This is a genomic window from Curtobacterium sp. MCLR17_055, from assembly GCF_003234305.1.
Classification (GTDB): domain Bacteria; phylum Actinomycetota; class Actinomycetes; order Actinomycetales; family Microbacteriaceae; genus Curtobacterium; species Curtobacterium flaccumfaciens.
Window position 1 is genome coordinate 23,654 of the sequence record NZ_QKSX01000027.1, and the last position, 6,366, is coordinate 30,019.

A 6,366-nucleotide genomic window follows, 5' to 3' on the forward strand; every position below is an offset into this window, starting at 1 on the left:
GACCCGAGCGTACCGGTCCGCTCCTAGGCCGAGGCTGCGACGGGCTGGTCGGGCTGGCGTTCCGGAGCGGGAGCCGGGGCCGCTGCGCCGCCGGCGTCGGTCGCGGCGACCGGGTCGGCCGAAGCGGCCGGGACGGCCGAAGCGGCCGGGTCGGACGAGCCGACCGAACCGGCCGAGCCCGTCGTCTCGGCCCGGGCGAAGGTCAGGCGGCGGGACAGGTAGGCGAACACCGGCCCGAGCGCGTTCATCAGCACGACCGACACCCAGGCGGCCCAGGCGTTCCCCGGGTCGAACCCGAAGCCGCCGAAGCAGGTCGCGAAGAACGAGGCGAACCCGAGGAACATCCCGGGGACGAGCCCGAACAGCTTCGTGCGACCGGTGTACATCAGGGCGCAGTTCACGACGAGGATGAGCAGCGCCAGGACGGTGTTCTGCGCCGCCTGCCCCTCGCCGAACAGCGTGCCGAACCGCTGGTCGAGCAGGACGATGACCAGGCCGAACGCCGAGCCGATCGGCATCGCGGCCCACAGGCGCGTGGCGTTCCGCAGCGTCGGCTTGCTGCCGAGCAGGAACATCCCCGCCCAGCTGATGAAGATCGCCCAGGTCGGCAGGTGCAGGGCGTTGCCCCCGATGAACGCCGTGGCACCGGCCAGGACGGAGGCGACGATCTCGTGCGGGATCCGTTCACGCATGGCTGAGTTCCTTCGATCGGTTCGTGGTGCGGCTGGTGGTGAGGCGGGTGGTCCGGGTGGTCTCGGCGACGACCCGGCCGCGCTTGAGGACGAGGGCGCGGTCCGGCCGGTCGAGCAGGACGCCGTCCGGGTCGGTGGTGGAGAGCACCACGAGGTCGGCGGCGGCGCCGGGCCGGATGCCGTGGGTGTCCGCGACGCCGACGACCTCCGCCGCCCCCGTGGTGGCCATGGCGAGCACCCGGCGCAGGTCGTCCGGGCCGGACAGGTGCCCGGTCTGCGCCAGGAGCAGCCCGACGTCGAGCAGGTCGGCGTTGCCGAACGGGGTGAAGGCGTTCCGGACGTTGTTCGACGCGTACGCGCTCGTGACCCCGGCGTCCCAGAGTTCGCGGACCGGCACGACCCCGCGCCGCACGTCGTGGTCGTCGGACCGTCCCCCCAGGTGCAGGTCGGTCGCGGGCAGCGGCACGACGGCGACCCCGGCAGCTGCGAGACGGTCGAACAACGCCCGGCGCTCGCCGCGGGGCAGGCTCGCGACCGAGGTCACGTGCCCGAGCGCCACCCGCCCCTGCAGCCCGCGGGCGGTCACGCGGTCGGCGATGTGCCCGGCGAGGGCGTACCGCGGGTCGGAGGTGTCGTCGGCGAAGTCGGCGTGCAGGTCGGCCGGTACCCCGAACTCCTCGGCGAGGTCGAGGACGGTCTCGACGTGCTCGTGGCACGCGGCCAGGGTGTGCTCGTTGTACGTGCAGCCACCGATGACGTCCGCCCCCGCGGCGAGCGCCTGACGGAGCAGCGCGAGGGTGCCCGGTGCCTTGGCGATGCCCTCCTGGGGGAACGCGACGATCTGCAGGTCGAGGGCGTCCCGGTACTCGTCGCGCAGGTCGAGCAGCACCTCGACCCCGGTGAGCCCGACGATCGGGTCGACGTCGGGGTGTGCGCGGACGAGCGTGGTGCCGTTCGTGATGGCCTGGTCGAGCAGGGTGCGGGCGCGGTCGCGGACGGTGGCGTGGGTGAAGCCGCGCTTGAGCTCCCCCGTGACGGCGATGGCGCCGGCGAGGGTGCCGTCGGGGTTCGGGCGTTCCCGGTCGAGCAGGGCCTTGTCGACGTGCAGGTGCGCTTCGATGAGTCCGGGGATGAGCACGCGCCCGGCGCAGTCGACCACGCGAGCGGAACCAGCGGGAGCGGCGGCACCGGGCAGCGCGTCGGCCACGCTGACGATCACGCCTTCGGCGATGGTGACGTCGACGGATCGACCGTCGGTCAGCCGTGCGTTGGTGAGGACCAGGTCCACGTCGAACCCCTCTTCCGGTCGGTGCGGGTGGGACGTGCTCCACCATTCGCCCGCCGTGTTTCGGCTTCCGACGCCGCGTGTGACGGCCGTGTAAAAGATGGTCGTACCAATGAACCAAGCAGACCAACCGGCCCTACGGTCGAGGGCATGCACCGTGGACGGACCCTGAGCGCGGCGACCGCCGCCCACCTCGGCACGCTCGTGCTCGACGACCTGCAGCCCGGCGACAAGCTGCCGCCGGAACGCACCCTCGCCGAGGACCTCGCCGTGTCCCGCACGACCATCCGCGAGGCGCTGCAGGAGCTCGAGCGCCGTCGCCTGGTCTCCCGGACCCCTGGTCGTGGCACCGTGGTGCTGCCGCGGCCGGAGGAAGCGTCCGCCCTGCTCGACCACCACCGCGACGACCTGGACCACCGGGCCGAGCACGTCGCCGAGTTCCGGACCGTCGTGGAGCCGCAGGTCGCCGGACTCGCGGCGTCGCGGGCGGGAGAGGCCGACCTGCTCACCCTGGAACGCATCCTCGCCGCCACCCACGCGGGGCTCAGCCCGGAGGAGTCGCTCGCCCAGGACGTCGCCTTCCACGTGCAGGTCGCCCGCACCTCGGGGAACCCCCTGCTCGTGTCCCTGTGCGAGCTCAGCAGCGGCTGGGTGCAGGACGTCCGTGCCCGCTCGCACAGCACCAGCGAGGGGCGCCGGTCGTCGTTCGAGTGGCACGAGCGGATCCTCGAGCGGATCCGGGAGCACGACGTCGCGGGCGCGACGCGGGCGATGGCCGACCACCTCGCCGACGTGGCCCACCTGGTCGAACGGAGGACGGACCGATGACCACCACACACCGCACCACTGCACACCAGACCACCGCCCCCGCGGTGGCGACCCTGCAGCCCGGCACCGGACCCGTCCGCGGTGACCACTCCCTGCGCGTCGACCCGGAGACCGTCCTCTGGGGCCGACTGCCGAGCGACGGCGACACCCCGGCCCTGACGATCGGCCCCGGGGAGTCGGTCACCATCGACACCGTGAGCCACGAGGGCATCCTCCCCGACCAGGGCAGCGACCCCGTCGGCTGGTTCGGCGACCACGGCGTCGCTCCGGAGCACATCCTCGCCGACGCCGTCGCGATCGCCCGCTCCGGTCACCGCGACCCCGCGGCGGACGGACCGCACGTGGTGTCCGGGCCGATCGCGGTGCGCGGTGCCCGTCCCGGTGACGTGCTGACGATGACGGTCCTCGAGACCCTGCCCCGGGTGCACTACGGCGTCGTGTCGAACCGGCACGGCCGCGGCGCCCTGCACGGTGAGTTCCCGGTCGACGGCACGACGGTGAGCGTCTTCGCCGACGTCGTCGACACCGACCAGGGCCGGCGGGGCCGTATCCCGCTCACCGCCGCCGGCGACCGCTTCGCGCACTTCCCCCTCGCCCCGTTCCTCGGGATCATGGGCGTCGCCACCCCCGGGGAGCGGCTGCACTCGGTCCCGCCCGGTCGCCACGGCGGCAACATCGACGTCAACCTGCTGCAGGCCGGGTCGCAGCTGCACCTGCCGGTGCTCGTCCCCGGCGCACTCGCCCACGTCGGTGACCCGCACTTCGCCCAGGGCGACGGCGAGGTGGCGCTCACCGCGATGGAGGCCTCGCTCCGCGCGACGATCCGCTTCGACCTGACCCCGGCAGCGGAGGCCGCCGCGCGCTTCGGTGACCTGGTCTGGCCCGTCGCCGAGACACAGGAGTTCCTCGTGCCCACGGGCATGGACCCCGACCTCGACGAGGCCGTCCGGCAGTGCGTCCGGCACGCCGTCGCGATCCTCGGCGCGCGCTGGGGCATGGAACGCCACCTGGCGTACGCGTACCTGTCGGCCGCGACCGACTTCAACATCTCGCAGGTGGTGGACCTGGTCACCGGGGTCCACGCCCGCATCCGCAAGGCCGACTTCGAGGAGCCCGCCCGATGACCACGCCCCCGGCATCGCCCGCGCCCGACGCCGCGCCCGAAGGCCTGCTCGAGGCGCTCGACGCCTACGAGGCCGCCCTGCTGGCGAACGACCTCGACGCCCTCGACGCCGCGTTCGTCGACTCCCCCGGCACGATGCGCGGCGACGACCGCGGCCTGCTCGTCGGGCACGACGCGATCAGCGCGTTCCGCGGGGCACGGGGTGGGGTCGCGACCCGGTCGCTGACGCACGTCGAGGTCCGCCCCCTGACCGAGGACCGCGCCCTCGTCGTGTCGGTGTCCCGGTTCGCCGCGGGTGGGCAGGGCCTCCAGACCCAGCTCTGGCGCCGCGACGGCGACACCCGCTGGCGCATCGAAGCGGCCCACGTCACCGGCCGCCCCAAGGCCGTCGACACCACCGTCTGGCGGGCCGTCGGCGACCCACTCGTCGCCCCCACCGCCTCCGGACCACTCGACGGCCTGACCGTCGCCGTCAAGGACCTCTACGCCGTCCCCGGCCAGCCGGTCGGCGCCGGCAACCCGACCCACCTGCGCGAGGCCCCCGTCGAGACCGCGCCCGCCGCAGCGGTCGCCGCGCTCCTCGCCGCCGGCGCCTCGATCCGCGGCATCGCACGCACCGACGAGTTCGCCTACAACCTGACGGGCCGGAACGCGCACCACGGCACGCCGCCGAACAGCGCGGCTCCCACCCGACTGCCTGGAGGCTCGTCCAGCGGATCCGCATCGGCCGTCGGCCTCGGGACGGCCGAGATCGGGATCGGCACGGACACCGCGGGATCGGTGCGGGTCCCCGCCTCGTACCAGGGACTCTGGGGCCTCCGGACGACCCACGGCACGGTGTCCCGCGAGGGGCTGCTCCCGCTCGCGCCGTCGTTCGACACCGTCGGGTGGCTCACGCGGAGCCCCGGTGTGCTGCTCGCCGCCCTCGACGCCACCGTCCCGCCGCCCGCGCCGGCAGGGGCGCCAGACGCGACCGTGCTCGTCGTCCCCGAGGAACTCGTCGCACTCGTCGAACCGGCCGTCGCCCGGTCCTTCACCGCCTTCGTCGAGACACTCGACGAACCCGTCGCGACCGTCCGGCTGCGCGACCTCGGCATCCCGGACCCCGCAGCACTGCAGGAGCAGATGCGGCTCGTCCAGGCCGCCGAGGCGCTCGCCGCCCACGGGCCCTGGATCGACGCGCACCCCGGCGCACTGAGCCCCGTCGTCGGTGACCGGTTCCGGGCGGCACGCGCGAACGACCCCGACGCGACCGCCGACGCCGTCGCACACCTCGACGAGGTCCGTACGACGATCCGCCGTGCCCTCGCCGGTCGGACCCTGCTGTTCCCGACCGTGCCCGGACCCGCACCGCTGCTCGACGCGGACACCGCTGCGCTCGAGCGCACCCGGACCGCGACGACGGCGATGACCGCGCTCGCGAGCGTCGGTGGGCTGCCCGCGGTGAGCGCACCGGCGCTGACCGTGGACGGCGCGCCCGTCGGCGTCTGCCTGGTCGGCGGCCCGGCCACCGACCGTGCCCTGGTGATCCGTGCCGGGCGCATGCTGCCGGACCAGGCCGCCCCGGGCCTCCCGACCGTCTCGTTGGTGCGCTAGGAGGCGAGCCGCCGGGCGTGGGTGACCGCCCACAGACCGACGGCGCTCGCCGCGGCCACGTTGAGCGAGTCGACGCCGTGTGCCATCGGGATCCGGACGGTCGTGTCGGCCGACGCGATCGCGGCCGGCGTCAGTCCCTGCCCCTCGGTGCCCATCACGAGCGCGACCTTGTCCGGCAGGTCCGCCACGAAGGCGTCGAGGTCGACCGACTCGTCGGTCAGCGCCATCGCGGCCAGGTGGAAGCCCTGCGCGCGGAGTTCCTCGCCCGCCGCGGGCCAGTCGCCGATGCGGGTCCACGGCACCTGCAGGACCGTGCCCATGCTCACGCGGACGCTCCGGCGGTACAGCGGGTCGGCACACCGCGGGCTGACGAGCACCGCGTCGGCGCCGAGGCCGGCGACGCTCCGGAACACCGCGCCGACGTTCGTGTGGTCGACGATGTCCTCGAGCACGACGACGACCTTCGCGTTCTGCACCACGTCGGCGACACTCGGCAGCTCGGGACGCTGCATCGCGGCGATCGCACCGCGGTGCATCCGGAAGCCGGTGAGCTCCTCGAGCAGGGCGTCGGCGCCGACGAAGACGGGGCCGTCGTGCTCCGCGACCAGGGGCAGGACGCTGTCGAGCCACTTCTCCTGCACCAGGATGCTCCGCGGCACGTGACCCGCGCGAACCGCGCGCTCGATGACCGTGTTCGACTCGGCGATGTACAGGCCACCCTCGGGCTCCGAGACCCGGCGGAGTGCCACGTCGGTCAGACGGGCGAAGTCGTCGAGGCGGGGATCGTCGAGGGAGTCGATGCGGACGGGGTGCACGGGGCTCGTTTCGGTGTGGTGGGGAGG

The 6,366-nt window shown here is 74.1% G+C and carries 6 protein-coding genes; 3 read left to right on the forward strand and 3 right to left on the reverse strand.

What is annotated here, in order from left to right; genetic code table 11:
• Positions 1 to 23: 23 nt before the first annotated feature.
• Complete coding sequence (locus DEJ09_RS17255; RefSeq protein WP_111089385.1) at positions 24 to 692, reverse strand: DUF1097 domain-containing protein; 669 nt, start codon at positions 690 to 692, stop codon at positions 24 to 26.
• Positions 685 to 1,980 (reverse strand): amidohydrolase family protein, encoded by a 1,296-nt coding sequence (locus DEJ09_RS17260; protein WP_111089386.1) that lies wholly within the window; start codon positions 1,978 to 1,980, stop codon positions 685 to 687. The genes DEJ09_RS17255 and DEJ09_RS17260 overlap by 8 nt, the downstream gene beginning before the upstream one ends.
• Positions 1,981 to 2,127: 147 nt before the next feature.
• On the opposite strand from DEJ09_RS17260, the gene DEJ09_RS17265 reads away from it, so the two are divergent.
• The 3 genes from DEJ09_RS17265 to DEJ09_RS17275 are packed head-to-tail and all read left to right on the forward strand — an operon-like array spanning position 2,128 to position 5,524.
• A complete protein-coding gene (locus DEJ09_RS17265; RefSeq protein WP_111046376.1) occupies positions 2,128 to 2,805 on the forward strand; it encodes a FadR/GntR family transcriptional regulator in 678 nt (225 codons plus the stop codon).
• Positions 2,802 to 3,929 carry an acetamidase/formamidase family protein gene (locus DEJ09_RS17270; RefSeq protein WP_111089387.1) on the forward strand — a complete coding sequence of 376 codons (1,128 nt, stop codon included), beginning with the start codon at positions 2,802 to 2,804 and terminating at the stop codon, positions 3,927 to 3,929. The genes DEJ09_RS17265 and DEJ09_RS17270 overlap by 4 nt, the downstream gene beginning before the upstream one ends.
• Positions 3,926 to 5,524, forward strand: coding sequence for an AtzH-like domain-containing protein (locus DEJ09_RS17275; protein WP_111089388.1), 1,599 nt, complete (start codon positions 3,926 to 3,928; stop codon positions 5,522 to 5,524). Before DEJ09_RS17270 ends, DEJ09_RS17275 begins: the two co-directional genes overlap by 4 nt.
• Here DEJ09_RS17275 and DEJ09_RS17280 read toward each other — a convergent pair.
• Complete coding sequence (locus DEJ09_RS17280; RefSeq protein WP_111089389.1) at positions 5,521 to 6,339, reverse strand: RNA methyltransferase; 819 nt, start codon at positions 6,337 to 6,339, stop codon at positions 5,521 to 5,523. The two genes, DEJ09_RS17275 and DEJ09_RS17280, sit on opposite strands and share 4 nt — an antisense overlap.
• Positions 6,340 to 6,366 lie beyond the last annotated feature (27 nt).